Source organism: Haladaptatus rarus (assembly GCF_054177585.1).
Genome location: NZ_JBPEHG010000004.1, coordinates 210,359 through 233,361, shown reverse-complemented (window position 1 = coordinate 233,361; position 23,003 = coordinate 210,359). Strand labels below are relative to the sequence as shown.

At 61.6% G+C, this 23,003-nt stretch carries 22 protein-coding genes; 14 read left to right on the top strand and 8 right to left on the bottom strand.

Annotated features, from left to right (window positions below):
- Positions 1 to 5 precede the first annotated feature (5 nt).
- Genes ACR3FE_RS12335 through ACR3FE_RS12325 form a run of 3 tightly spaced genes read left to right on the top strand, consistent with a single transcriptional unit; the run spans position 6 to position 2,026 of the window.
- Complete coding sequence (locus ACR3FE_RS12335; protein WP_458207427.1) at positions 6 to 1,286, top strand: MFS transporter; 1,281 nt, start codon at positions 6 to 8, stop codon at positions 1,284 to 1,286.
- 36 nt (positions 1,287 to 1,322) lie between these two features.
- The gene (locus ACR3FE_RS12330; RefSeq protein ID WP_458207426.1) at positions 1,323 to 1,712 is read left to right on the top strand and encodes a RidA family protein; all 390 of its coding nucleotides are present in this window, start codon (positions 1,323 to 1,325) and stop codon (positions 1,710 to 1,712) included.
- 38 nt (positions 1,713 to 1,750) lie between these two features.
- A complete protein-coding gene (locus tag ACR3FE_RS12325) occupies positions 1,751 to 2,026 on the top strand; it encodes a DUF7536 family protein (RefSeq protein WP_458207425.1) in 276 nt (91 codons plus the stop codon).
- 47 nt (positions 2,027 to 2,073) lie between these two features.
- Here the strand turns inward: ACR3FE_RS12325 and ACR3FE_RS12320 are convergent, their stop codons facing one another.
- Entirely contained in the window at positions 2,074 to 3,279 is a 1,206-nt protein-coding gene (locus ACR3FE_RS12320; RefSeq protein ID WP_458207424.1) for a potassium channel family protein, read from the bottom strand.
- A gap of 198 nt (positions 3,280 to 3,477) precedes the next feature.
- Here ACR3FE_RS12320 and citZ point away from each other — a divergent pair, with 198 nt between their 5' ends.
- Positions 3,478 to 4,617, top strand: a complete 1,140-nt coding sequence (citZ, locus tag ACR3FE_RS12315) for a citrate synthase (protein WP_458207423.1) — start codon at positions 3,478 to 3,480, stop codon at positions 4,615 to 4,617.
- Between the two features lie 36 nt (positions 4,618 to 4,653).
- Here the strand turns inward: citZ and ACR3FE_RS12310 are convergent, their stop codons facing one another.
- Complete coding sequence (locus ACR3FE_RS12310) at positions 4,654 to 5,325, bottom strand: alpha/beta hydrolase (protein ID WP_458207422.1); 672 nt, start codon at positions 5,323 to 5,325, stop codon at positions 4,654 to 4,656.
- A gap of 72 nt (positions 5,326 to 5,397) precedes the next feature.
- The gene (locus ACR3FE_RS12305) at positions 5,398 to 6,708 is read right to left on the bottom strand and encodes an MATE family efflux transporter (protein WP_458207560.1); all 1,311 of its coding nucleotides are present in this window, start codon (positions 6,706 to 6,708) and stop codon (positions 5,398 to 5,400) included.
- A gap of 245 nt (positions 6,709 to 6,953) precedes the next feature.
- On the opposite strand from ACR3FE_RS12305, the gene ACR3FE_RS12300 reads away from it, so the two are divergent.
- Positions 6,954 to 7,343, top strand: coding sequence for a CopG family ribbon-helix-helix protein (locus ACR3FE_RS12300; RefSeq protein WP_458207559.1), 390 nt, complete (start codon positions 6,954 to 6,956; stop codon positions 7,341 to 7,343).
- A gap of 3 nt (positions 7,344 to 7,346) precedes the next feature.
- Positions 7,347 to 7,736 carry a gamma-glutamylcyclotransferase family protein gene (locus ACR3FE_RS12295; RefSeq protein WP_458207421.1) on the top strand — a complete coding sequence of 130 codons (390 nt, stop codon included), beginning with the start codon at positions 7,347 to 7,349 and terminating at the stop codon, positions 7,734 to 7,736.
- Positions 7,737 to 7,925: 189 nt separating this feature from the next.
- Here ACR3FE_RS12295 and ACR3FE_RS12290 read toward each other — a convergent pair whose 3' ends face one another.
- Positions 7,926 to 9,329 (bottom strand): MATE family efflux transporter, encoded by a 1,404-nt coding sequence (locus ACR3FE_RS12290; RefSeq protein WP_458207420.1) that lies wholly within the window; start codon positions 9,327 to 9,329, stop codon positions 7,926 to 7,928.
- A gap of 181 nt (positions 9,330 to 9,510) precedes the next feature.
- Positions 9,511 to 9,825: a DUF378 domain-containing protein gene (locus ACR3FE_RS12285; RefSeq protein ID WP_458207419.1), complete on the bottom strand. Its 315-nt coding sequence runs from the start codon at positions 9,823 to 9,825 to the stop codon at positions 9,511 to 9,513.
- A gap of 78 nt (positions 9,826 to 9,903) precedes the next feature.
- Here ACR3FE_RS12285 and lipA point away from each other — a divergent pair, with 78 nt between their 5' ends.
- From lipA to ACR3FE_RS12265, 4 genes are all read left to right on the top strand, one after another.
- Positions 9,904 to 10,938 (top strand): lipoyl synthase, encoded by a 1,035-nt coding sequence (lipA, locus tag ACR3FE_RS12280; protein ID WP_458207418.1) that lies wholly within the window; start codon positions 9,904 to 9,906, stop codon positions 10,936 to 10,938.
- A gap of 265 nt (positions 10,939 to 11,203) precedes the next feature.
- On the top strand, positions 11,204 to 12,325 hold the full coding sequence (gene pdhA, locus ACR3FE_RS12275) for a pyruvate dehydrogenase (acetyl-transferring) E1 component subunit alpha (RefSeq protein ID WP_458207417.1): 1,122 nt from the start codon (positions 11,204 to 11,206) through the stop codon (positions 12,323 to 12,325).
- Between the two features lie 3 nt (positions 12,326 to 12,328).
- Positions 12,329 to 13,324: an alpha-ketoacid dehydrogenase subunit beta gene (locus ACR3FE_RS12270; RefSeq protein ID WP_458207416.1), complete on the top strand. Its 996-nt coding sequence runs from the start codon at positions 12,329 to 12,331 to the stop codon at positions 13,322 to 13,324.
- Position 13,325: 1 nt separating this feature from the next.
- The gene (locus ACR3FE_RS12265; protein ID WP_458207415.1) at positions 13,326 to 14,822 is read left to right on the top strand and encodes a 2-oxo acid dehydrogenase subunit E2; all 1,497 of its coding nucleotides are present in this window, start codon (positions 13,326 to 13,328) and stop codon (positions 14,820 to 14,822) included.
- Positions 14,823 to 14,864: 42 nt separating this feature from the next.
- Here the strand turns inward: ACR3FE_RS12265 and ACR3FE_RS12260 are convergent, their stop codons facing one another.
- Entirely contained in the window at positions 14,865 to 15,050 is a 186-nt protein-coding gene (locus tag ACR3FE_RS12260; RefSeq protein WP_458207414.1) for a hypothetical protein, read from the bottom strand.
- 125 nt (positions 15,051 to 15,175) lie between these two features.
- Between ACR3FE_RS12260 and lpdA the strand changes: the two genes are divergently transcribed.
- Complete coding sequence (gene lpdA / locus ACR3FE_RS12255; RefSeq protein ID WP_458207413.1) at positions 15,176 to 16,600, top strand: dihydrolipoyl dehydrogenase; 1,425 nt, start codon at positions 15,176 to 15,178, stop codon at positions 16,598 to 16,600.
- Between the two features lie 193 nt (positions 16,601 to 16,793).
- On the opposite strand, the gene ACR3FE_RS12250 is transcribed toward lpdA, so the two are convergent.
- Complete coding sequence (locus ACR3FE_RS12250; protein ID WP_458207412.1) at positions 16,794 to 18,305, bottom strand: DNA-directed DNA polymerase II small subunit; 1,512 nt, start codon at positions 18,303 to 18,305, stop codon at positions 16,794 to 16,796.
- Positions 18,306 to 18,390: 85 nt separating this feature from the next.
- On the opposite strand from ACR3FE_RS12250, the gene ACR3FE_RS12245 reads away from it, so the two are divergent.
- Together ACR3FE_RS12245 and ACR3FE_RS12240 are read left to right on the top strand one after the other, a co-directional pair.
- The gene (locus tag ACR3FE_RS12245) at positions 18,391 to 19,143 is read left to right on the top strand and encodes a S24/S26 family peptidase (RefSeq protein ID WP_458207411.1); all 753 of its coding nucleotides are present in this window, start codon (positions 18,391 to 18,393) and stop codon (positions 19,141 to 19,143) included.
- A 74-nt stretch (positions 19,144 to 19,217) separates the two neighbouring features.
- Positions 19,218 to 19,436 carry a DUF7569 family protein gene (locus tag ACR3FE_RS12240; protein ID WP_458207410.1) on the top strand — a complete coding sequence of 73 codons (219 nt, stop codon included), beginning with the start codon at positions 19,218 to 19,220 and terminating at the stop codon, positions 19,434 to 19,436.
- A 260-nt stretch (positions 19,437 to 19,696) separates the two neighbouring features.
- On the opposite strand, the gene ACR3FE_RS12235 is transcribed toward ACR3FE_RS12240, so the two are convergent.
- Positions 19,697 to 21,778, bottom strand: a complete 2,082-nt coding sequence (locus ACR3FE_RS12235; RefSeq protein WP_458207409.1) for a S9 family peptidase — start codon at positions 21,776 to 21,778, stop codon at positions 19,697 to 19,699.
- Positions 21,779 to 21,941: 163 nt separating this feature from the next.
- Here ACR3FE_RS12235 and ACR3FE_RS12230 point away from each other — a divergent pair, with 163 nt between their 5' ends.
- Entirely contained in the window at positions 21,942 to 22,955 is a 1,014-nt protein-coding gene (locus ACR3FE_RS12230; protein WP_458207408.1) for a TAXI family TRAP transporter solute-binding subunit, read from the top strand.
- The last annotated feature ends 48 nt before the right edge of the window (positions 22,956 to 23,003 follow it).

The following is a 23,003-nucleotide window of genomic DNA, read 5'->3' as shown; positions in this document are numbered from 1 at the left end:
CGGTCGTGGCAACCGAAGACGAGTCAGTAGACGGACTTGCTCCTTTCCGACAGTTCCTCGCCCTCGAACGCGACGTTCTCGTCCTCTCCCTCGCCATGTTCGCGTTCAGTCTCGGCTTCCAGATGACGAGTCGGTATATGGGTCGGTACCTCTCCGTACTCGGTGCAACCAGCATCCTCATCGGTCTGTACGGCAGTTTCGGTAATCTCATCGGTGCGATATATCCGTACCCCGGCGGCGCACTCTCGGATAGGATCGGGTCGCGCACCGCGCTCACCCTGTTCGGCCTCTGTTCGACGGTTGGCTTTCTCTTCTGGGTTGGCGCACCTGCACTCCCCGCACTCCCGGCGTGGGGGTGGATCTTCGTCGGCCTCCTGTTGGGGCAGGCGTGGAAATCGTTCGGGTTGGGGGCAACGTTCGCCATCGTCAAACAGAGCGTTCCACCGTCGAAACTCGCCGCAGGCTTCGCCAGCACCGAGACGTTCCGCCGAACCGCGTTTCTTATCGGTCCGCTCGTCGCCGCGAGTCTCATCGCGGCCTACGAGTTCGAACTCGGCTTCCGGTACGTGCTCGTCGTGGCCGCCGCGTTCGCCCTGCTCGCGACCCTCGCACAACACGTCCTCTACGATGCGGAAGGCGATTCTTTCGGCAAATCGTTCGAAGGCGTCTCACAGGTGCTAGGCGACCTCCGTGGAATGCCGACGACGCTCCGACCACTGCTCGTCGGCGACACGATGGTTCGGTTCGCTAACGGGATGGTTCACGTCTTCGTCGTCCTCGCGGTCACGGAATATCTCGAAGTCGATGCGACACTCCCGGTCGTCGGCTATCTCGGGCCGGACGCCTTCTTCGGTGTCCTGCTCGCCATCGAGATGGCGATCGCCCTGCTCACGATGCTCCCCGTCTCGAAACTGGCCGAGCGAATCGGACTGAAACCCGTAGTCGCGACCGGCTTCGTCGTCTACGCGACGTTTCCCGCCCTGCTCGTCAACGCCCCCGACGACGCCCTCGTCGTCGCCGGACTCTTCGCTATCTCCGGTCTCCGATTCGCCGGTCTTCCCGCCCACAAGGCGCTCATCGTCGGCCCTGCCGAGGAGAACGCGGGTGGCCGCGTCGTCGGTTCGTACTACCTCGTGCGGAACGCCATCACCATCCCGAGCGCGGCACTCGGTGGCTGGCTCTACGGGGTCACGCCGACGCTGGCGTTCGGGCTGGCGACCGTGGTCGGACTGCTGGGAACCGGATATTTCGTCGTCTTCGGGCAGGAGCTAGAGGCTTACGCCTGACGGTAGCCTTTTCGTCGTCTTCGTCGTGTCTCGACCATGACCCGAGAGACAGTCTCCAGTGGAACCGAATGGGAATCACGCGTCGGCTACTCACGGGCGGTGCGCGTCGGCAACGAAGTGCGAGTATCCGGAACGACCGCGACCGACGAAGACGGGGACGTCGTCGGTGAGGGAGATTCGTACGCGCAGGCGAAACAGACGCTCGAAAATATCGAATCCGCACTGCAAGAGGCGGGTGCAGGTCTCGAAGACGTGATTCGAACGCGGATGTACGTGACCGAGATCGAAAACTGGGAACCGATCGGTAAAGCCCACGCAGAGTTCTTCGGCGACGTACGGCCCGTGACCAGTATGGTCGAGGTGAGCAGGCTCATCGCATCCGAGATGCTGGTCGAGATCGAAGCCGACGCCATCGTCACCGACTGACCGACGCATCTTTTATCGGAGCGTGCCAACCGTCGCCCGTGCAAAAGGACATTCCCGAGCGCCCGGCGACCGCGAACCTCATCAGGGCGCTGAAGGTCCGCCGAAACGCGATCATCGGCTTCACCGTGAGCCTCCTGTTCACCGCGCTCGTGTACGTCTATCGCGTCGTGATGATCGGCGAAGTCACTGGACAGGCCGGGACGCCGGTGACCTACCTCGCGCTCGGATTCGTGCTGGCGCTCACGCTCGGGGCGCTCTTGACCACGGTGTTGACGCTCTTTTCGGCACGCCGCCTCGCACGCGATATCGACTAAGTCCGGTTTTCTATCGGTCGGAGCTTCCCACCAGTCCGGTTCGCCTATCAGTCTGGTTGTTCCATCCCGGCCAGTTCCTCGAGACGTTCTGCTCCAGACCGCGTTCCCTTCGCCAACAGTACGTCACCAGCGTGGATATCGGTCGCTGGGCCGGGCGAGATGACCCAGTCGTCCGGCGGCCTGCGAACCGCGATCACCCGCATTCCGGTCTCGGTTTCGACCTGTTCTTCGCCGAGCGTCGTGCCGTCGAAGTCGCTTCCCTGTACGATGTTGACGCGAACGATGACCTCGTCGCTCTCCTGTACCGCTTGCTCGACGACCGGATGCGTGCCGAGACCGTGGAGGACGCCTTCGCTGATCTCCATCGCGGCGTCGCTGATGACCTCCGTGCTGTTGGCGAGGTGGACGAGTCCGCGCAGGGAGACGGGGTCTTCTGCGTGACTCGCGGCCTGGAGCACCCACGCCTCGAAGCGCGACTGGAGGGCGTCCACTTCGGCTTCGAGTTCCACCACTTCCTCCGCCACGTCCGCGCTATCGAAGAGGACGCTCCCGTACGCGAGGTCGACCGCGAGTTCGCTCATGTTCTTCATCAACACGATGGAGTCGACCGCACGTTCGAGGTCGGTGTCGCCCGCCTCGGGTGGGTCCGGTGGCTCGTACTGCTCGCCAGTCGCTCGTTCGTAGACGTCTGCGATTCCCTCGTCGGGGCCGCGCAGAAGGAGCCGGTCGTCCACCTGAAGGTCGGTGTCCTTGTCGGGATTCATGATCCAGTCACCGCCGCGGTGGATGGCGATGACGCGGACACCGGTCTCGGTTTCGAGGTTCAAGGCACCGAGCGTCTGCGTGGCAAGTGGCGAGACGTCGGAAACCGACGCGCGAACGAGGGTTTCGAGTGCTTCGGGGAGCGTCGCCCGCATCGTCTGTGGCAGGCCGATGTCCTCCAGAACGACCTTGGCGATGTCGCCTGCGGCGTCGCTGATCTTCTCTGCCGCGCCGACGACGCCGAGGACGGGGGCGAGTTCTTCAGCATCCTCCGGACTTCTGGCGGCCATGAGCAGGCTCATCCTGGCCTGTAGTTCGAGAACGTCCATCTTCCCTTCGAGTGCGAGCACTTCGGTAGCGATGTCGTCGCTTCCGTGGAGGACGGCGGAAAAGGAGAGGTCGATGAGCAACTCGGCGGTGTCTTTCATCTCCGCCAAGACCTCTTTCACACTCCGTGGTTCGTACTCCACCTCGCCACTCGCGGGTTCCATACGCCGAGATTGGTCGTTCTCCCGTAAAAACGTTCGCAGAAGTGGGAATGTTCACTGCAGAGAAGCCGTCCCCGCCTCCCGATTTCGCTCCCGAATCAGGACGACAACGCGACGACGAGGCAGGACATCTCGAACCAGTCCCGGCAGAACGAATACGAAAGATAATCCTTTTCGGGGTAGCCCGTGAACCCTCGTGGTATGTCAGACGAGGTCAAACGAGGTTTAGAGGGCGTGGTAGTCGCTGAGTCCGAACTGAGTCACATCGACGGTGACGCGGGCAAACTCGTCTACCGAGGATACACCATCGAGGACCTCGCGCGCGGGGCGAGTTACGAAGAGGTGCTCTATCTACTCTGGCACGGTGAGCTTCCGAATCGTGACGAACTCAGCTCCTTCAGCGAGGCGATGGCCGACGAGCGCGATGTAGACGACGGCGTCATGGACACCGTGCGAGAACTCGCCGAATCGGACTCGAATCCGATGGGGGCGCTCCGCACTGCCGTCTCGATGCTGGCGACCTACGACCCGGACGACTCCGAGACCGACCCCGACGACCGGGAAGCGAACCTCCGAAAGGGTCGGCGCATCACCGCGAAGATTCCGACCATCCTCGCAGCGTTCGCGCGCATCCGAGATGGAAACGAGCCGGTCGAACCCCGGACCGACCTCGGGCACGCAGCGAACTTCCTCTACATGCTCAACGACGAGGAACCGGACGACGTGCTCGCGGAGGTGTTCGACCAGGCGCTCGTCTTGCACGCAGATCACGGCCTGAACGCCTCGACGTTCTCCGCGATGGTCACGGCGAGTACGCTCTCCGATCTCCACAGCGCCATCACGAGCGCGATCGGCACGCTGGCTGGCCCCCTTCACGGCGGCGCGAACGCGAACGTCATGAAGATGCTCAAGGAGATCGACGACAGCGACCAGGAACCCAAAGCGTGGGTCGACGACGCCCTCGACCGCGGCGACCGTATCATGGGCTTCGGTCACCGCGTCTACAACGTGAAAGACCCGCGAGCGAAGATCCTCGGCGAGCAGAGCGAAGACCTCGGTGAAGCCGCAGGCGACACCAAATGGTATGAGATGAGTTTCGCCATCGAAGAGTACATGGCCGAGCAGAAGGGGCTTGCACCCAACGTGGACTTCTACTCCGCCTCGACCTACTACCAGATGGGTATCCCCATCGACATCTACACGCCCATCTTCGCGCTCTCGCGCGTCGGTGGCTGGGTCGCCCACGTGCTGGAGCAGTACGACGACAACCGCCTCATCCGACCGCGTGCGAAGTACGTCGGGAACGAGGACATGGAGTTCGTGCCTCTCGACGAGCGATAATCCGTAGCTTCGATTTTTCGACCTGTTCTCGAACCGTTATCCTTCGAGAAGCTCGGCCAGCATCTCCCTGACGTGGGTTATCTCTTCCTGAACCACGCCGTGACCCATCCCTTCGAAAATCTGCTCGGTCACGTCGCCGTCGAGGTCGCGGAGCACGTCCCTCGTCTCGTGGACGCGCGCGACCGGGATGTGTGGGTCGCTGTCGCTACAGCCGAGATAGACCGGCGTTCCGTCGAGCGATCCATCGTACTCGCGGGGGGTTCCCTCCGGGCCGATGAGACCGCCGCTGAATCCGGCGACACCGCCGTACCGTCGGGCGTTCCGCGCGACGAACTCCGTCGTCAGGCACGCTCCCTGCGAGAAACCGAGCAGGAAGACTCGCTCGGGAGCGATTCCCGCCGCTTCGAGGTCGTCCACGACCGCCCCGAGCAGCGCTAGGGCCGACGAGAGATACGGTTCGTTCGATTCCATCGGCGCGAGAAACGACTGCGGATACCACGTGTTTCTGGTCGCCTGCGGCGCGACGTACGCAACGCTCGGGCGCTGGAACTCGTTCGCCAGTTCCAGGATGCTCTCCGCCGTCGCACCGCGCCCGTGCGTGAGCACCATCGCGGTGTCGGCGTCGTCGGTCGATGCGCCCGCAGTTGCGACGGGTTGTCCAGCGTGTGGCCCGTCGATCTCGTCCGTGGTGAAGCTAGAGTCGGGCATCTGCCACGAAGTAGGTTCTCGTTACACCTACCGTTTTCCACCGTCACCTCACTGCCGTGCTTCTTTCCGCCGTCACGCCTCTCCCGTACTGCCGCGTTCTTCCATCATCGCCGCCGCCCGCGACGCCCACCCACCCCAGTAGAATCCCGCGCCGACCACCGACATCGACCAGACGTAGTGGAGCAAGATTCCCGCGTAGACGCCTACCACGCCGTAGCCCAACCGAACACCGACCAACCACGAGAAGCCGACCATGAAGAGGAACATCCCGGAGACTCTGGCGTAGAAGGGCGTCTTCGTGTCGCTGCCACCCTGTAGCGACCCGGCGAGGACGACGAACGAGACGAGGAAGGGTGCGGCCAGGCCGTACACCCGAGCGAAGTTCCCGGCGTACTGCAAGGTCTCTGCGTCGGAGGTAAACAGCCGAACCAGCGGCTCCGCGGTGAAAAAGAGTAGCCCACCGATTCCGCCGACCGTCAGGAGTCCGAGGGCTGCGGTCGCCCATCCCTCGAAGCGCGCCCGTTCGGGGTCGCCGTCGCCGAGTGCCTGTCCCACCACGACGCTGGAGGCGACGCTGTAGCCCCGCGACAACGGACCAGTCACCTGCTGGTACACCCGGCGACCGATCTGATAGGCTGCGTTGACCTCCGTGCCGAACGCGAGCAGGATGGCGTTGAACGGGAATTCGGCGACCGTCGCCGCGAATCCCTCGCCGATCCGCGGTGCGCTGACCACGAGTAACTGTTTCGTGATGACGCGATTGCGGGGCCACGCGAACGAGGCCTGCGTCCAGCCGCCGCGAATCGCCAGCAAGAGTGCCGTCGCGGTGAAAACGTTCCCGACCGCGGTGGCGACACCGACGCCAACGATCTCCAAATCTGGAAACGGGCCGACACCGAGGCCGAGCGCCACGGTACCGCCGATGTTGAGGAGGTTGGAGACGACGTTGACGTACATCGGCGTCCGGGTGTCGCCAGTGCCCTGCAAGGAACGTGCGGCGACCAGCGCGACGTGCCGGGCTGGGGCGGTGAGGAAGATGATGGTGAGGTAGGTGCCGCCCATCTCCGCGACGGTGTCGGATGCGCCGAGAATCGAAATCGCGGATTCGGCGAACAACACTCCGAAGAGGACGAACGGGAGGCCCGCGAGCGCACCGACGAGGATTGCTTGCGTGATCGCTTCGTCCCGGTTGGCGGTCGCACCACTCCCGGTATCCTGGCTGGAGAGCGCGATCGCACCGCCGCCGAGTCCGAGCCCGATACGAAGGGGAAGTCGGGCATAGAGGTCTGCGAGACCGATGGCGGCGACTGCACCGGGCGAGAACAGCCCGGTGACGATGATGTCGGTCGTCCGCATCAGCGTTCTGAGCACCTGCTCTGCCATCACGGGCCACGAGAGACTGACCACTCGCCGCCAGACTGCGACCATCCGCGCCGGAAGTGTCACGCGACGCCGTTCTTTCCGGTGGGATTTGGCTGTACCGGAACGGGCAATCGAGACGACGGGGCCAGAGGGCAAGCTCAGATAGCGAGGTCGGACGACGATGGAGGACGAGGAATCGGGACGACGAGGGGTAAACGATGGGTGGTATCGAACCGCTGAAGGCGTGTCCACTCGAACGACGAATCATGCGAACGAGTCTCAGCGTTCCCGACGACGTGCTCTCCGCGTTCGACGAGACGTGGCAAGCACAGGGGTTGGAATCGCGCTCTCGGGCCGTCCGCGAAGCGATGTCCGAGTACACCGAAGCGCACTCCCAGTTCGAAGACGTCTCGGGCGATATCGCCGCCGTCCTCGCGTTCGATTACGAACACGGCTCGGTCGTCGGCGACCTCCACACCATCCAACACGAGTTCCACGAGGTCATCAACACGACCAGTCACGTCCACCACGACGACTGGTGTCTCGAAACCGTGTTCTGCCACGGGTCGGCGGAACGAGTCCGTGAACTCGCCTACCGACTCAGGGATTTCGACGCGGTCGGGCGCGTGAAAGTGCTCTCTATCCGAGCGAGATGACGGATGCTGGTGTTCGTCTACGGAACCCTCACCGACCCTGACCGTGTCGCATCAGTGGTCGAATCGTTCGCCTTCGTCGGCGATGCAGTACTCTCGGGACTCCATCGGGCCGATGGCCGGTACCCGACGCTCGCACCGGGTGGAGAGACCGAAGGCCGAGTCCTCGAAACCTTCGACGTGGACGCCCTCGACGCCTACGAGGGAGTCGAACGTGGTCTGTACGTCCGAGTCGCGGTTCCGACGAAGGACGAGGACGAAGTGTGGGTGTACGTGGGGAATCCAGACCACCTCGATGTCCCGGAGTCCATTTCCTGGCCCGGAGAGGGAACGTTCGAACGGCGTGTCCACCAGTTCGTCGACGACCGTGATATCCACGTTCGACTGGCCGAATGATTTATGTGTGACGTGCGTCAGACTTCGGTGTCTGCCCACCGTCTGACGCGGGGATTTTCCCGGAGCTTGCTTGCGGTTTCACTTTCACTCTGCCCCCCGTGGGTTTAAGTACCCTGGGGCACACTCTCCGGATGCGGTCACACGCTCCGCGCTCCCATTCTTTCCCCTTTCGCTCCGACGAGTGAAAACTCAGTCTGCCGGACTCGTCGCGGCTTCGACGGCACGCTCTAACATCCCGTTGTTCGAGGTATGATAGTAGTACGCACCAGCACCGACTGCTGCAACGCAGTTCGAGATCGTGACCGCCCAGAAGACGGCGTGGACATCGTAGCCGAGCCACATCACGCCGAGGGCGGCGATGGGAAGTCTGATCACCCAGTATTTCAGCATGTCCGCGATCATAGTCGTCTTGGTGCGGCGAGCGCCGTTGAATCCGGCGTTGAAGATGTACATCGCACCGATGCCCCAGTAGCCGTACGTGAGTATCTTGAGATAGTCGATGGTGAGTGCGAGACCGTCCTCACTGATGCCGGGGACGAACAGGTTCGTCAGCAGTTCGGGGATGAACCACTGGACGATTCCGATGATAGTGAGACCGACGGTAGCGATGCCGACACCGACCCACGTCGTTCGACTCGCACGCAGTGGATTGTTGGCCCCGATGTTCTGTCCGATGATACTCTGTGCCGCCTGTGCGAGGCCACCTGCGGGAATGAAGGCGACGCTCGCGATTCGTGCACCGACCGTGTACGCCGCGACGGCAGCAGTGCCACCGGCCACGGTGACGATGCCGACGATGATGATGCGGACAGACTGCCCGGCAGCGCGCTGGCCGAACATGGGAAGCCCGATATCGAGGATCTCACGGTAGTCGTCCAGGCGAAACGTCATCGACTTCTGGGTCAACGTGTACCCGTTCCGTCCACGAACCATCATTCCGAGGGCGAGAAGCGCTGAGCCACCGTAGCCGAGGATAGTGGCCAGTGCTGCACCAGCGATATCGAACCCGTCGAATCCGGGAATGCCGTAGCCGAAGATGAGGAACGGATCGAGAACGATGTTGATGACGACTGCGACGATGTTGATGTAGAGTGCAGCGCGCGAATCACCCCATCCGATGAATCCCATCTCGATAGCATCACCCATCCCCGCGAGTGGTATTCCGAACGCGAGCGTGGTCAAGTAGACGATGGTGAGCGACGTGACTGTCGGTGTCGCACCGAACAGCGGTATCAGCTGCGGGGCGGCGAAGATGACGATAATGGTGAGCATCGAACACAGAACGAATGCCAATGTGATTCCATGAAACACCGCGCGACGAGCACTCGATTCGTCGCCAGCGCCGACACGTTGCGACACGAGCACCTGTGTCCCAACGTTGGTGATCGCGAAAACGGCGAACAGGAGAGCCGTGACGGGAAAGCTCAATCCGACTGCAGCAACCGCATCCTCGCCGAGTCGACCGACCCAAAACGTGTCGACGACCTGCTGGGCAACCTGTACAAAATTCTGCATGACGAGAGGTGCTGCAAGAAGCACGAGGGCCCGCCCTAATGACCCGTCGGTTATTTCGTCTCGTGATACCTCGAACATGGTTTTCTGGATATACAAGTTATAAATCCTGATAGTATTTATAGGTATTGAGATCGAATGTAGTAAATCATTTTATAGGAGAAAAAATGAACGGTCGGTCGGGGAGAGACAAGGTGGGTCTCTGTCACCAATCGCATCGAGAGAAGCGACTCGAACTAGTCAGTTCGGTCTGCTGTGTGAGCTACTCTGTCTGCTGTGCGGGCTGCTGGCGTGCCTGTCTGCTCGCACGACCGATCTTGTAGCTGGTGTAGATGAAGTACAACCCTGCCAGACCGACGAGAATGTAGATGAGGTTCGTGACCGTCTGGGCGACATCAGGGAGGAACAACAGTCCCATCGCCTGCTGGACGACGTTCAGCTGCTCGCCGATCAGCGCCGTCAAACCGATGATTCCCCAGTTGAGTGCCCCGATTACGATGAGGAGCATACTGAACCAGTCTAGCCCGTTCGTGTTCATGCCCTGGTTCGTCGCCATGCTGCCTTCGTTCGTAGCCATGTCACAAAAGTAGACGAATGAGCGTCATTGTTATTTGCTACTTGTACCGCACCGAATGCGGGTACTCCGGAGTTTCCGGTGGACAATCGAGGAATACACGTGGATTTCGAGTCAAGCTGGCGACCTTCCTCGAATACCCTATCCTTTTGTCGTGGTAGCGCTAAGCTGCCACTAATGAGTGGGCGGCGCAAGCCCGACTGGTTGAAGATGCGGCCGCCGTCGGGACAGGAATTTACGGGGATCAAACAGACGCTTCGAGAACACGACCTTAACACCGTCTGTGAGGAGGCTAACTGCCCGAATCTCGGAGAGTGCTGGAGTGGCAGAGACGACGATGGTGGTGGGACGGCCACCTTCATGCTGATGGGCCACCAGTGCACGCGGAGCTGTGGCTTCTGCGACGTGGACACCGGCGGCGGAGAACCACTCGATCCAAACGAGCCCGTGAGCGTGGCGAGCGCCATCGCGAAGATCGGTCTCGACTACGTCGTTCTCACGTCGGTCGACCGCGACGACCTCGACGGGCAGGGGGCGGGCCACTTCGCGCAGACGATCCGAGAGATAAAGAAACGCCATCCGGGAATCCTCGTGGAAGTGTTGATTCCCGACTTCCAGGGCGAAGAACACCTGATTCAGAAGATAATCGACGCCGAGCCGGACGTTATCGCCCACAACGTCGAGACGGTCGAACGACTCCAGCGAACCGTTCGTGACCCGCGTGCGGGCTACGAACAGAGTCTCGGCGTGCTCGAACAGGTCGAGCGTGAGTCGGACATCTACACGAAGACGAGTCTGATGCTCGGCCTCGGCGAGTACGACCACGAGGTGTACCAGACGCTGTCCGATCTTCGAGAGACCGACGTGGATATCGTCACGCTCGGCCAGTATCTCCAACCGTCTCGCACGCACCTCGACGTGGAGGAGTACGTCCATCCCGCGAAGTTCGAGACGTGGCGGCAGGTTTCGGAGGACGAACTCGGGTTCCTCTACTGTGCGAGCGGGCCGATGGTTCGGTCGTCGTACAAGGCTGGCGAGTTGTTCATCGACGCGATCCTTCGGGACGGGAAGAGCGTCGAGCAGGCGAGGCGGGAAGCGCGTCGCGCTTCCGTATGAGTGAACGGTGAAACCGTGAGGCGCGAGGCCCTCCGGGCCTCGGTCTGAGACGCGACGAAGACTGTGTGCAATGAAGTCCGTAGACGCCCTAACTTGTACAGATCTGTCCATCGTGAGACCGACATCCGGACAGCAATTTTAAATGTGCAATTTATCTCGCCAGTTGTAGCACAAACCTGCAAAAATGACATACGGAGCGGTTCCTATGGGAAGTTAATTACGAAAACCCTATAATGCGCGCGAGAGTTTTTTCGCACATGTCAGGATGGGTTCGACCGTGAGCATCGTACACCAAGACCCCCAGGAACGAGTACAGATACTGGACGAAGACGGCACGGTGCTGGACGGTGCGGAGGTGCCGGACCTCTCCGACGAGGAGTTGGTGGACATCTACCGCAAGATGCGACTCGCACGTCACTTCGACGAGCGAGCAGTCAGCCTCCAGCGTCAGGGCCGGATGGGTACCTACCCACCACTCTCGGGACAGGAAGGCGCACAGATCGGGAGCGTCTACGCGCTCGGCGACGACGACTGGATGTTCCCGAGCTACCGTGAACACGGTGCGGCGCTCGTCCGTGGTCTCTCGCTTAAACAGACCATGCTCTACTGGATGGGCCACGAAGCGGGCAACGAGATTCCCGCGGACTCGAACATCTTCACCGTCGCAGTTCCGATTGCAACGCAGATTCCCCACGCGACGGGCGCTGCGTGGGCATCGCGCCTGAAGGGAGAGGAGAAAGCGTTCCTCTGTTACTTCGGCGACGGCGCGACGAGCGAAGGCGACTTCCACGAGGGACTGAACTTCGCGGGCGTCTTCGACGCACCCGCCGTCTTCTTCTGTAACAACAACCAGTGGGCTATCTCGGTGCCACGAGAACGCCAGACCGCCTCGAAGACCATCGCCCAGAAAGCACAGGCGTACGGTTTCGAGGGTGTGCAGGTCGATGGGATGGATCCCCTCGCCGTGTACAAGGTGACGAAAGAAGCCGTGGACAAGGCGAAAAATCCCGGTGAGGACGAACTGCGTCCGACGCTCATCGAAGCGGTGCAATACCGCTTCGGCGCGCACACCACCGCCGACGATCCGACCGTCTACCGCGACGACGACGAAGTCGAACGCTGGAAAAAAAAGGACCCGATCCCGCGTATGGAGAAGTTCCTGCGGAACACGGGCCGGATCGACGACGACGGCGTCGAGGAAATCGAGGCCGACATCAAACAGGAGGTCGCCGATGCCATCGACGAAGCAGAGGCTGTCGAGCGACCCGACCCCGAAGAGATATTCAAACACGTGTACGCGGGCATGCCGAAGCGATTACAGGAACAACGTGACTGGTTCGAGCGCATCCGCGAGCAGTACGGGGACGAAGCACTTCTGGAGGACTAAGCAATGAGTCAGGCAACCACTGAATCGGAAAACCTCACGCTCGTGCAGGCAGTCCGCGACGGGCTGTACACTGAAATGAAACAGGACGACGACGTCATCGTCATGGGCGAGGACGTCGGCAAGAACGGCGGTGTGTTCCGCGCCACGGAAGGCCTCTACGAGGAGTTCGGTGACGACCGCGTCATCGACACGCCGCTGGCCGAGTCCGGTATCGTCGGGACGGCCATCGGGATGGCCGCCTACGGTCTGAAGCCGGTGCCGGAGATGCAGTTCTCCGGATTCATGTATCCGGCATTCGACCAGATCGTCTCGCACGCGGCCCGCCTGCGCACGCGATCACGCGGACGGTTCACCTGTCCGATGGTCGTTCGCGCACCGTACGGTGGCGGAATCCGCGCGCCCGAACACCACTCCGAGTCGATGGAGGCGTTCTACACCCACCAGCCCGGCCTCAAGGTCGTCATGCCGAGCACGCCATACGACACGAAGGGACTGCTCACGTCGGCGATTCGAGACCCCGACCCGGTCATCTTCCTCGAACCGAAGCTCATCTACCGCGCGTTCCGCGGCGACGTGCCAACGGAATCCTACGAGGTGCCGCTGGGTGAGGCCGCAGTTCGCAAGGAAGGGACGGATATCTCGGTGTTCACGTGGGGTGCGATGATGCGCCCGACGATGGAAGCCGCCGAGGAGTTGGCGGATGAGATCGACGTGGAAGTCGTCGACCTTCGAACCGTGTCGCCGCTCGACACGGACACCATCATCGAGTCGTTCAAGAAGACCGGACGCGCGGCGGTCGTCCACGAAGCCCCGAAGACGGGGGGGCTCGCTGGCGAGATCGCGGCGACGATCCAGGAGGAGGCCCTCCTGTATCAGGAAGCACCGGTCGAGCGCATCACCGGCTTCGACACGCCGTTCCCGTTGTACAGCCTCGAAGACTACTACCTGCCAGAGCCAGCCCGCATCAAGGAAGGCATCCGCGACGCGGTGAACTTCTAACATGGTACGCGAATTCAAACTCCCGGACGTTGGCGAAGGCGTGGCCGAGGGTGAACTCGTCAGTTGGATGGTCGAGGAAGGCGACCCGGTCAGCGAAGACCAACCGGTCGCGGAGGTCGAGACGGACAAAGCCATCGTGGAGGTTCCCTCGCCCGTCAACGGATCGGTTCGTGAACTGCGAGCCGAAGAGGGCGAGGTCGTCCCCGTCGGCAACGTCATCATCACGTTCAACGTGGAAGGGGAAGAGGACGAAGAGCCGACCACCGAGAGCGCCGAAGCAGACCAGCCGACCGAGTCGCAGGAAGAGGTCGCCGAAGAGCCGGAAGTCTCAGAGGAGACGACGACGCCAGAGGGTCGCGTATTCGCTGCCCCGAGCGCGCGCCGACTCGCACGCGAACTCGGTGTGGATATTGGCGGAGTCGACGGAACCGGCCCGAGTGGCCGAGTGACGGAACAGGACGTTCGGTCGGCAGCAGAGAGCGAGACCGAATCGGTCGAAGCCGAGGTAAGCGACATCGAGACGGACGACGAGATCGAGATCCAGCCGGCCAACGGCAGCGACAGTTCTGGCGGTCCGTCGTCGACCACGGTCGAATCGGCAGACCGCGACCGCACGCTGGCCGCGCCCGCGACCCGGCGACTCGCCGACGAGCAGGGTGTCGACCTCGACGCCGTGCCCGCAACTGAAGAACGCGACGGCGAGGCGTTCGTCACGCCCGAAGCCGTCATGGAGTACACCGAGGCACAACAGCAGGCCCAGGCCGCAGACGCCGCGGCAGTCGCCACGGGCGAGACCGGGCCGCGCGAAGAGCGCGTCCCCTACCGCGGTATCCGACGCACCATCGGCAAGCAGATGGAGAAGTCGAAGTACACCGCGCCGCACGTCACTCACCACGACTCCATCGACGTGACGGAACTGGTCGAGACGCGCTCCGAACTCAGGGATATCGCCGAAGAACAGGGTATCAAGCTGACCTACATGCCCTTCGTGCTGAAGGCCATCGTGGCGGCACTGAAAGACTTCCCGTATCTCAACGCCGCGCTGGACGAGGAGAACGAGGAGATCGTTCTCAAGAACTACTACAACATCGGCATCGCGGTGGCCACGGACAACGGCCTGATGGTGCCCGTCATCAAGAACGTCGACCAGAAGGACATGCTCCAGATCTCCTCGGAGATGAACGAGCTGGTCGAGAAGGCCCGCGACCGCACCATCTCGCGCGAGGAGATGCAGGGCGGGACGTTCTCCATCACGAACTTCGGTGCCATCGGCGGCGAGTACGCGACGCCCATCATCAACTACCCCGAGGTCGGTATCCTCGGACTCGGCGAACTCAAAAAGCGCCCCGTCGTCGTCGGCGACGAGGTCGAAGCCCGCTACACGCTCCCCATCTCGATGTCCATCGACCACCGCATCGTGGACGGAGCGGTCGTCGCGGCGTTCGCCAATCAGGTGCTCGAATACCTGAACAACCCGAAACTGCTCCTGTTGGAGTAATCGGGAGTCGCTGATTTTTCGTCCGACGATTCGTTTTCCGGCTCACTCCCACAGCCAGTCGGTCACCCACGCCAGCACAGCGATAACGACCATCGACGCACCGACGACATCGGCTCTCGGGACGAGCAGTACTGTTACGCCGATCAGCATCAGCAGTAGTGCCAGTAGCTCGTCGATGTATCGCGTGGCGAACTCCCCCACCGCCGAACTCGAAACGACGTCGTTCATGATTCTATCTGATGTTAGAATCGGAGAAGGGCAACACCTTGGCTTGCTATGGCATGCCGCTTTATTGCTCCAGACGACACCCGAATCCACCTGATTTTTTACCCGGTAGCCACTCTGTCCAGGTAATGGTCGTCGGAGATATCTCGACTGGAACGGACGTGCTGGTTATCGGCGCAGGACCGGGCGGTTACGTCGCCGCCATCCGCGCAGGCCAACAGGGGCTCGACGTGACGCTCGTCGAAAAGGACGCCTACGGTGGAACTTGCCTGAACTACGGCTGCATCCCGTCGAAGGCGATGATTACGGCATCTGACCTGGCTCACGAGGCGAGCAACGCCGAAGACATGGGCATCTACACGAAACTCGACGTGAACTTCGGCGAGATGGTCGAGTGGAAAGACGGCGTCGTCTCGCAGTTGACCGGCGGTGTCGAGAAACTCTGTAAGGCAAACGGCGTCTCCCTGATGGAAGGCCGGGCCGAGTTCGCCAACGAGAACTCCGCTCGCATCGTCCACGGTGGCGAAGGTCAGGGCTCGGAAACGGTCGATTTCGAGCACGCCATCATCTCCACCGGGAGCCGCCCCATCGAGATTCCCGGCTTCGAGTTCGACGGCGAACACGTGCTCAACTCGCGGCAGGCACTCGCGCTGGACGACGTGCCGGAGAGCCTCATCATCGTCGGCGCGGGCTACATCGGCATGGAACTCGCAGGCGTCTTCGCCAAACTCGGCTCCGACGTGACGGTCGTGGAGATGCTCGATTCGGTGCTGCCGGGCTACGAGGACGACCTCGCACGACCGGTCAAGAAGAAGGCCGAGGAACTCGGCATCGACTTCCACTTCGGGCAGGCCGCCAAGGAGTGGGAGGAGTCGGGCGCAGGCATCACCGTCATGACCGAAAACGAAGACGGCGACGTCTCCGAGTTCGGTGCCGAGAAGGTGCTCGTGGCGGTCGGTCGCCAGCCGGTCACCGACACGCTCGAACTGGAGAGCGCAGGCATCGAGACGGACGAGAAGGGATTCATCCAGACGGACGACCGCGCGCGCACCGAGCAAGAGCACATCTACGCCATCGGTGACGTGGCGGGCGAACCGATGCTCGCGCACAAGGCGAGCAAGGAGGGGCAGGTCGCCGCCGAAGTCATCGCTGGTGAACCATCGGCCATCGACTACCAGGCCATGCCCGCCGCGGTCTTCACCGACCCCGAGATCGGCACGGTCGGCCTGACCGAAGCAGAAGCCGAAGAACAGGGCTTCGAACCCGCCGTCGGCAAGTTCCCGTTCCAGGCCAGCGGCCGCGCGCTCACCACGGGCCACGCCGATGGCTTCGTCCGGATCGTCGCCGACGAACCCAGTGGTTTCGTCCTCGGCGCGCAGATCGTCGGCCCCGAGGCCTCCGAACTCATCGCCGAACTCGGACTGGCCATCGAGATGGGTGCGACGCTGGAAGACGTGGCCGCCACGGTTCACACCCACCCGACGCTCTCGGAAGCCGTCATGGAGTGTGCCGAGAACGCGCTCGGACACGCGATTCACACACTGAATCGGTAGAAAACCGTTCTATCCGGTCGCTTTTTGTGTCGGCTGTCGTTCGTCAAGTCGCCGAACTGAAATCAAGTACGCCGACGGACCGCTGTTCGAAATTCACAACTTTTCCAGAGTTTTCTCAATCTGGCAGTGGGAATTAACCCCCTTCGTTTCAACTGGAGAATCAGGAGACGAAGACGGGTTTTTGCGAAAATCGTCAGGCGAACTTTCGAACCGTCACGTCGAGCGTATCCAGATCGACGATGGGCGCGAACCCGGCGTCGGGGTCGATGTTCACGCTCTTCTGGAAGTCGGTCTGGGACTGCCAGCAGCCGGAGTTGATAGCGAGCACGTTGTGATACTTGCCGAAGCCGAGTTTGTGGACGTGGCCGGTGTGGAAGATGTCCGGCACCTCGTCGATGACGAGGTAATCTTTCTCCTCGGGTGCGACACGGGTGTGACCGCCGTACTGCGGCGCGACGTGGCGCTTCTTGAGGAGTTGGTACATCGCCTTGTGGGGTTCGTCGTAGCTCGCCTTCTCGGCGGGGAGTTCGGCGATGACCTCGTCCAGCGAGACGCCGTGATACATCAGCACCGAGACGCCTTCGATGGTGACCGTGGAGGGGTTGCCCGTGATGCGAGCGTCGTGAACGTCCATGATCTCGCGGAGCTCGTCGTCGAAACCGGGTTGTGGTTCGGCGAGGCGCACCGCGTCGTGGTTACCGGGGATCATGACGATCTCCATGTCGCCGGGCACCTCTTTCAGGTACTCCGAGAACTCCTCGTACTGCTCGAAGATGTCGATGATGTCGAGTTCCTCGTCCTGATTCGGGTAGATACCGACGCCTTCGACCATATCGCCCGCGATGAGCAGGTATTCGACGTGCTGGGCCTCGTCGGTGTGGAGCCAATCCGTGAACCGCGACCACGCATCGGCCATGAACTCCTGGCTGCCGACGTGGACGTCGCTGATGAGCGCCGCCTGCACGTGGCGGTCAGCAGTGGAGGGCTGGTAGGTTCGAGGTACGTCGGGGAAGTGAAGCGAGTCCACGAACAGGATACCTGCGTCACCTGCGAGTGTTCCCTCCACCGCGATGGTCTCGTCCAACAGGAGTTCGTCCACGACGTCGGCGAACTCCTTGTCCTTCATCACGAGACAGGGGAAGGTACCGTTCGTATCTTCGAGTTCGATAAGCCAGTGGCCGTTCGCAGTCGAGCGGATGTCGCTTATCATCCCGACCATCGCAGCGTCACTGCCACCGGGCATCTCGGCGACGGCATTCGTCGGGCGAGCGTTCACCCGACCACGGAGTTTGCCCGAGAGTCGCTGGAATCGGTCGCGGAACACCGTGACGAAATCGTCGTACTCACCGGTTCCGGTACTCTGGCCCGTGACGTCGCCCGCGATATCAGGCTGGTGAGGGTTCCGACTCTGTGACGTCGACCCCTTTGTTTCGACTGGAACAGCACCGCCGTTTGCTTGCGGTTCGACCGCCGCCTTTCCAGTTGAAACGGAGGGGTTTCCGTTCCCGGTCGGTGTCGTATCGAGAACGCTCCTAACGTGCTCGACAGAGAGTTTGAGGGCGTCATCGGGCGCGTGTTCGACTGCACGGTCGAGCGCGCTTTCAGGGTCGGATGCGCGCGCGAGAAGCGTCACTGCCTCGCGGTCCGCGTTGTACCCACGGCTTGTAATCTCACTGACTATTCGAGCCGGGGTTTCGAGTGGCACGTTTCTACTCGACACGGGGAGAGGCAAAAAACGTAGCGAACCAACCCAGAAGGTTAACAACTGGAGACGGTCTACGGATAGCGTAATGAGTCCCCCAGACGAGTCGTCGCCAGACGGCGTTCGGGATACTGGTCCCGATGGTTCGGGGCCGGTCGCGTGGCTTCGCTGGTTCCGGCACACCGATAACGGAACGGTCGTGTTCGTCCGTGAGATGCTGGAAAGTGTCGCCGTCGTCGCTGCGATCGGTCTCGTACTCTTCGCCGTCAGTGGCGTCTGGCCGCCGATGGTCGCCGTCGAGAGCGGAAGCATGGAGCCACATATGGAACGTGGCGACCTCATCTTCATCGTCGACGAGAATCGCTTCGTCCCGGACGCCGCACAAGGGAGTACGGGCGTCGTCACCTACCAACAGGGATCGGAATCGGGCTATAAGAGTTTCAACGACTACGGTGACGTGATAATCTACCGGCCTGATGGAAGTAACTACGAGACGCCCATCATCCATCGGGCGCACTTCTGGGTCAGCGACGGAGAGAACTGGTACGACAGAGCCGACCCCTCGTACATCGCAGGCGCAGACAACTGCAAGGAACTCCCGAACTGTCCCGCACCCCACGCCGGGTTCATTACCAAAGGCGACAACAACGGAGCCTACGATCAGGTCGTCCGCATCAGTGAACCCGTCCAACCGAACTGGGTTCGCGGCACCGCCGAGGTGAAGATCCCGTGGCTCGGGCACGTCCGCCTGTTCTTCTCCAGTACGAGCGCCTCGGTCGGGATGCAGTATCAACCGCACCAGCCAGGCGCAAACGGAACACAGTACGCGCCACCGACATAACGTCGTTCACGCACCGATACCTTCTGCGATTCTGCCTGACGAGTTTTATATATCCGGCGTCACATTGACCGCTCATGAGCGACGACAACGAACCCGACCCGTGTGATAACTGTCAAGAGCCGCTGACAGATGCGCTTGCACGAACGATTCGACTGACGGTAGACCGCTCGCAGATCGATAGCCAGCGACTCTGCCCCGAATGTTTCGCCGACTGGATCGACCGCTACGAACGCCGGATGAAACCCGATACGGATGGCTCGGAGAACGAAGGCTCCGAGATCATCGTCGACTAGTCCCCTTTATTTCAAGTAGAAAACCGACTGGAAGCACCGGAGGAGTGGCGGTTCTGAACGCTACCGAGATCCCCCTCAGTAGTTCTATCGAGCGGACAGTATCCCGATCTTCGAAGCCGGGTCATCAACCCCCTCGTTTCCACTGAAAAAACGCTAGCAGACACGGTGATTTCTGAAATCGAGACCGCGAACGAAACGCACCCCCCGTTGTGAAAAGTTGTCGTGGGTCGGCTCTATCGACCTTCGATTTTTCGTCCTATTTATCGCTCTTCCTCACTGCTCTCGTCTTCGTCGTTACTCTCGTTTTCATCACCGCTTTCGTCGTCATCGTCTTCGTCGGCTGCCGCCGACAGACCGTCGTCACCGCGCTCTAACGCCGTCGGCACCTCGTGGTAGTCCGAGTAGCCGTCGAACCAACGGATGATGCGCTTCAGTCGGTCGACGACGTGAGCCGGTTCGCCGCTTCGGGAGAGTTCGTGACCCTCGCGTGGGTAGCGCACGAGGCGGGTCTCCACGTCGTTTTTCTTGAGGAGCAAGTAGAGCATCTCCGCGTTGTTCACCGGAACGCGGAAGTCGTTGTCGCTGTGGATGACGAGCGTCGGCGTCGTCACGTCCTGGATGTATGCCATCGGCGAGCGTTCCCAGAGGAACTCGGGTTCTTCCCACGGCGTCGTGTCGAAATCCCACTCGATGAGCTTGAAGGCGTCCGTCGAACCGTAGAAGCTGTTGAGTTCGTAGACACCGCGCTGGGTCACCGCACCCTCGAACCGGTCGGTGTGGCCGACGACCCAGGTAGTGAGATAGCCGCCGTAGCTCCCGCCGGTGACGAACATGTTGTCCTCGTCAACGTAGTCGCGTTCTGCGACGGCGTCGGTTCCGGCCATCACGTCCTCGTAATCGACGGTTCCCCAGCCACGTTCGATGGCGGCCATGTGGTCTTCACCGTACCCGGTCGAACCGCGTGGGTTGCTCCAGAAGACGACGTACCCCGCCGCTGCGAGCGTCTGGAACTCGTGCCACATCGTTCCGCTCGTCGACCACATCGAGTGAGGCCCGCCGTGGATCTCGACCGCCAGGGGGTACTGTTCGTCGGGGTCGAAATCGGGGGGCGTCAGTACCCATCCCTGCACTTCGGTTCCATCGTCCGATTCGAACCAGAGTTCTTCGGGTTGACTGACCGCTCGCTCGTCGAGATACTCCGCGTTGGCGCGGATGAGTCGCCGAGTTTCGGCACCACCGGGCGTGGAAACGAACACGTCGCCCGGATGATCCCATTCGGATTTCGCGTACGCGACGGCGTCCGAACCGACCGAGAAATCGGTGATGTGCCCTTCGCCGAGAACCAACTGGGGTTCCTCGCTTCCGTCGCCGGGAACGCGCCAGACGACGTAGTCGCCCTCGTCGGGCGTACCGAAGTAAACCGTCTGTTCGTCGTCGTCCCACTGCGGGCCGATAGAGAGTGTTCTGTCGAGCGACTCGGTGAGCGTCACCGTCTCGCCGCTCTCGCGGTCGAGCACCTTGATCTCGGTCTGTCGAAGCGTCGCCTTCTCCTCCGGCGTGTAGAGGTAGGCGATCCGTCCATCCTCGGTCGCCGCGATGGACGCCCCCCAGCCGGTCGTCTGGACGACCGACTCTTCCTCGCCGGATTCGATGTCGTAGGCGACGATATCGACGGTGATGTTGTCGTCGGGGTCACCTTCGCGCCGAGCGCCGTAGTAGAGCGTCGTCGCGTCTCCCCACTCCGGCCCCACGAAGTCGAAGTCACCGTCAGTGAGTCGCTCGGCCGAGTCGTCGTCCGCGAGGTCGACGAGATAGACGTGGCTTCGTTTGCCGTCGAAGTACTGTCTCCCCGCGCGGTAGACCTTCCGATCGATGACGCGGGGATCTGGCGGTTCTGGTTCGTACTCTTCGCCATCGAGTAAGATATCTCGCTCCTCATCCCGGTCGTCTTCGGTGCTCTGCTGGACGAACGCGATCTTCGTTCCGTCGGGTGACCACGTCAACTGCGAGACACCACCTGCCACGTCCGTGACCTGTCGTCCTTCACCACCTGACGTCGGCAGCACCCACAACTGTGGGCGGTCGTCGTCCGCACCGCGCGTACTCACGAACGCAAGCCGGTCGCCACTCGGACTCCATCGTGGACTGCTGTCCACGCCTTCGCTGATGGTGAACTGTGTCGGTTCGCCACCACCGATCGGGACGACGTACACTGTCGCTTCGTACTGTTCGTCGTCGTCTGGCACGGAGCGGACGAACGCCACTCGCTCGCCATCCGGTGAGAGCTGTGGGTCACTCACTTTGGCGATGTCGTGATATTCGTTGGCACGTATCGTTTCCATACCCTCGTACTCGTATCGGGAGTCAAATACACTTTCGATTCGAAACCCCTCGGGAAAGGTATTGTTTCCTCTCGGTATTCGACGTTACCGGCAGGTATCGCGGGGTTTCTCGCCCAAAGCGTCGATTGGATATATGAACTCTCAGGGAGAGGTCGACTGTTGTATGGTGGGGGAACTCAACAGACGAACGTTCGTAAAAGCAGCAGGTGTAACAGGACTCCTCGGCCTCTCCGGGGACGCGCTGGCACAGCAACAACGATTGACGTGGTTCGCGGGCGGTACCGGGGGGACGTACTTCCCGCTCTCGAACCAGTTCAAGACGATTATCGAGGATAACACTGACTTCACGGTGCAGGTGCAGTCCACAGGTGCGAGCGTCGAGAACGTCGGCGGACTCGCGCAGGGGAACGCCGACTTCGCGCTCATCCAGAACGACGTCGCCTTCTTCGCATTCAACGGGTCGGGAATCGAGGAATTCGAGGGGAACGCCATCGAAAACCTCCGAGGTGTGGCGACGCTCTATCCCGAGACGATCCACATCGTCACGCTCCAAGGAAGTGACATCGAGACACTCGAAGACCTCGAAGGCGCGACCATCAACACGGGTGACCTGGGAAGCGGAACGCAGGTGAACGCGCTCCAGATCCTCGAATCGGTCGGCATCCAGCAGAACGACTTCACCGAGCAGAACACCGGCTTCTCGCAGGCGGCAGACCAACTGCGGAACGGCGACATCGACGCCGCATTCGTCGTCGGCGGTTGGCCCGTCGGTGCGATCGAGGAACTGGCGACGACGAACAACATCGCCTTCGTGGAGGTCACCGATCAGGCGCGAGAGAACATCAAACAGCAGGCGAGATGGTTCGCGGACGACGAGATTCCTGCCAACACCTACAGCGGGCAGAACGAAGCCGTCCAGACCATCGCGGTGCAGGCGATGATAGCGACGACGGAAGACCAGTCGAACGAAGCCGTCCGAGGAGTGACACAATCGATCTTCAACAACGTCGGTCAGTTGACGCTGAAACAGCAGTTCATCGGCCGAGACAGTGCGCTGGATGGGATGTCCATCCCGCTTCACCCCGCGGCACGAGAGATATTCGGCCCGGCGACGACGCAGGGTGGTGGCAACCAGACAGGAGGGAACCAAACCGGTGGGAACAACAGTTCGTCGTAATTCCGGCGGCGTGCTCCGGGCGCTAACGCTTTGCGCCATCCTCCTCCT

What these genes read in the sequence shown, in the direction of transcription:
- ACR3FE_RS12240 (WP_458207410.1), top strand. Translation starts at nt 19,218, where the DNA reads ATGAGCGACGACAACGAACCCGACCCGTGTGATAACTGTCAAGAGCCG.
- lpdA (WP_458207413.1), top strand. Translation starts at nt 15,176, where the DNA reads ATGGTCGTCGGAGATATCTCGACTGGAACGGACGTGCTGGTTATCGGC.
- ACR3FE_RS12270 (WP_458207416.1), top strand. Translation starts at nt 12,329, where the DNA reads ATGAGTCAGGCAACCACTGAATCGGAAAACCTCACGCTCGTGCAGGCA.
- ACR3FE_RS12305 (WP_458207560.1), bottom strand. Translation starts at nt 6,708, where the DNA reads ATGGCAGAGCAGGTGCTCAGAACGCTGATGCGGACGACCGACATCATC.
- ACR3FE_RS12285 (WP_458207419.1), bottom strand. Translation starts at nt 9,825, where the DNA reads ATGGCTACGAACGAAGGCAGCATGGCGACGAACCAGGGCATGAACACG.
- ACR3FE_RS12310 (WP_458207422.1), bottom strand. Translation starts at nt 5,325, where the DNA reads ATGCCCGACTCTAGCTTCACCACGGACGAGATCGACGGGCCACACGCT.
- ACR3FE_RS12245 (WP_458207411.1), top strand. Translation starts at nt 18,391, where the DNA reads ATGAGTCCCCCAGACGAGTCGTCGCCAGACGGCGTTCGGGATACTGGT.
- ACR3FE_RS12320 (WP_458207424.1), bottom strand. Translation starts at nt 3,279, where the DNA reads ATGGAACCCGCGAGTGGCGAGGTGGAGTACGAACCACGGAGTGTGAAA.
- ACR3FE_RS12235 (WP_458207409.1), bottom strand. Translation starts at nt 21,778, where the DNA reads ATGGAAACGATACGTGCCAACGAATATCACGACATCGCCAAAGTGAGT.
- ACR3FE_RS12295 (WP_458207421.1), top strand. Translation starts at nt 7,347, where the DNA reads ATGCTGGTGTTCGTCTACGGAACCCTCACCGACCCTGACCGTGTCGCA.
- pdhA (WP_458207417.1), top strand. Translation starts at nt 11,204, where the DNA reads ATGGGTTCGACCGTGAGCATCGTACACCAAGACCCCCAGGAACGAGTA.
- citZ (WP_458207423.1), top strand. Translation starts at nt 3,478, where the DNA reads ATGTCAGACGAGGTCAAACGAGGTTTAGAGGGCGTGGTAGTCGCTGAG.
- ACR3FE_RS12230 (WP_458207408.1), top strand. Translation starts at nt 21,942, where the DNA reads ATGGTGGGGGAACTCAACAGACGAACGTTCGTAAAAGCAGCAGGTGTA.
- ACR3FE_RS12260 (WP_458207414.1), bottom strand. Translation starts at nt 15,050, where the DNA reads ATGAACGACGTCGTTTCGAGTTCGGCGGTGGGGGAGTTCGCCACGCGA.
- ACR3FE_RS12265 (WP_458207415.1), top strand. Translation starts at nt 13,326, where the DNA reads ATGGTACGCGAATTCAAACTCCCGGACGTTGGCGAAGGCGTGGCCGAG.
- ACR3FE_RS12290 (WP_458207420.1), bottom strand. Translation starts at nt 9,329, where the DNA reads ATGTTCGAGGTATCACGAGACGAAATAACCGACGGGTCATTAGGGCGG.
- ACR3FE_RS12300 (WP_458207559.1), top strand. Translation starts at nt 6,954, where the DNA reads ATGCGAACGAGTCTCAGCGTTCCCGACGACGTGCTCTCCGCGTTCGAC.
- ACR3FE_RS12330 (WP_458207426.1), top strand. Translation starts at nt 1,323, where the DNA reads ATGACCCGAGAGACAGTCTCCAGTGGAACCGAATGGGAATCACGCGTC.